Here is a 1,940-nt window from a genome sequence, read left to right as displayed (position 1 = left end):
GAACAGATCGCGCCCTCACCGACCGCGCTGGATCAGTTACCCAACACCCTCTGAGGCGACTCCGGGTCAGTCCGCCAGCAGGCCGGTGAGCAGCCCGGCCGCGGCGGCCGGTGCGTCCCCGGCGAGCAGCCCGGCCGCGGCCAGCACGTACCGGTCGTCGACGACCACCCGCGCGCCGGCCAGCACACTCCCCGCCCCGCCCCGGTCGGCCGCCACCCGCTGCACCACCGCGGCCGTCGCCGCCGGCGCCGCGTGCCGGAAGACCCCGCCGGAGAGCACCACCAGCCCCGCCCCACGCGCACTCGCCCCGCCCGGACCGTAGGCGGCCTCGGCCCGCAGGTGCCGGCGCAGCGCCACCACCGCCGCGGCCTCGCCGAGTTCCAGCGGGTCGCCCCCGGGGGTGCTGAGCCCCTCGTCCGCGGCCGCCTCCCGCAGCGCGTCGGCGCTGGCGTGCACCCCGAGGTCGCCCTCCACGGTGCGCCGGCGGGCCGGCACCCCGACCGCCGCCCGGTGCAGCGACGCCTGCTCGGCGTCGACGGCGGGCACGCAGTACACGTCGGTCGTGGCCCCGCCGACGTCCAGCACCAGCACGCCCGGGGCGTCGGTGCCGGCCCACAGCTCGGCCAGCACCGCCACGCCGTCCAGCACCGCGTCCGGCGTCACCGCCCGCACCCACCGGCGCAGCCGCGGGTCCGCCGACAGCCGTTCGCCGCCGATGACGTGGGTCAGGAAGACGTCCCGGATCGCGGCGCGCGCGGACTCCGGGGCCAGCTGACCGATGTCGGGCAGCACGTTGTCGGCCGCGGTGACCGGGGTGCCGGCCGCGGTGAGGACGGCGCACACCTCCGCCCTCACGTCGACGTTCCCGGCGACGACGACCGGGACGGACCGCGGAAGGACCCCGCTGCCCCCCGGCACTCGCAGGCTCGCACCGGGCCCCTGCAGCGGGGCCGCCTGGGCGAGGGTCGCGGCGTTGTGCCGCAGCACGGTGGCGTCCCCGCCGTCCGTCCCGCCGACCAGCAGGACGACGTCCGGGGCGGCGGCGGCCAGCTGCCGGAGCGCGGCGGCGTCCAGCCGGCCCGCGGCCACGTGCACCACCCGGGCGCCCGCCGACAGGGCTGCCCGGTGCCCGGCCTCGGCGCTGATCAGCTCCTCGTAGCCGACGACCGCCAGCCGGAGTCCGCCACCGGCGCTGGAGCACGCGCGCACCGGCGCGCCCCAGCCCTCCGTCGCCGCCAGCACCCCGGCCACCACGTCCGCCGGGGTCGTCGGCGCCTGCCGCGTCTCGACCAGTCGCCCGGTGTCCAGCTCGACCAGCGCCGCCTTCGTCCAGGTCGATCCGACGTCGACGCAGGCGAGCAGGGTCACGCCGACCGCAGTCCGGCGGTGGCCGCCCCCGCGGTGAGCTCGTCGAGCCCGAAGGCCTGCACCGGCCCCAGGGCGCCGGCGCCGGTGACCCCGCCCTCCGCGGCCCGGACCGCCCCCCAGGCCAGCAGGTCCGCGGTCAGTTCGTAGGGGTCCGGTCCGAGCAGCCGGACCCGCGCGACCCGCGAGCCGGACCGGTCGCGCACCTCGGCGACGACGTGCGTGCGGGCCTCCCCCTGGGTCGTCGGCGCCTCGGCGAACCGGCGTCCGACCAGATCGGCGAGCTGCTCCACCCGCGTCGTGGCCCCGGGCAGCCGGCCGATCCACGGGGCGAGCGGGGCGAGCCGGTGCGCGACCGGCGTCGCCGGGCCGAACCAGTCCAGGAAGACGCCGACCTCACGCAGGGACCGCGACAGCCCGGGCAGCGTCAGGTGCTCCGAGCCGCCCACCGAGAGCCCGCGGCGGGTGCGGCCGGCGACGTCGAACCGCCAGTCCCGCGCCCCGGCCGGCTCCTCGACCAGGCGGCCATCGCGCCAGGCGTGCCCCTGCTCCAGCAGCACCCCGACCAGGGAGAC

Annotated in this window: 2 protein-coding genes; both read right to left on the bottom strand. The window is 79.2% G+C overall.

Annotated features, from left to right (window positions below):
* Window positions 1-66 precede the first annotated feature (66 nt).
* Window positions 67-1,368, bottom strand: a complete 1,302-nt coding sequence (locus IN07_RS20345) for a glutamate mutase L (RefSeq protein WP_036339673.1) — start codon at window positions 1,366-1,368, stop codon at window positions 67-69.
* Window positions 1,365-1,940 (bottom strand): hypothetical protein (locus IN07_RS20340; RefSeq protein WP_197058583.1); only part of this gene is annotated, 576 nt, incomplete at its 5' end. The genes IN07_RS20345 and IN07_RS20340, both read right to left, overlap by 4 nt.

The organism is Modestobacter caceresii (assembly GCF_000761485.1).
Classification (GTDB): Bacteria; Actinomycetota; Actinomycetes; order Mycobacteriales; family Geodermatophilaceae; genus Modestobacter; species Modestobacter caceresii.
Note: the sequence above shows the minus strand (reverse complement) of the source record. Positions and strands in the feature narration are given on the sequence as shown.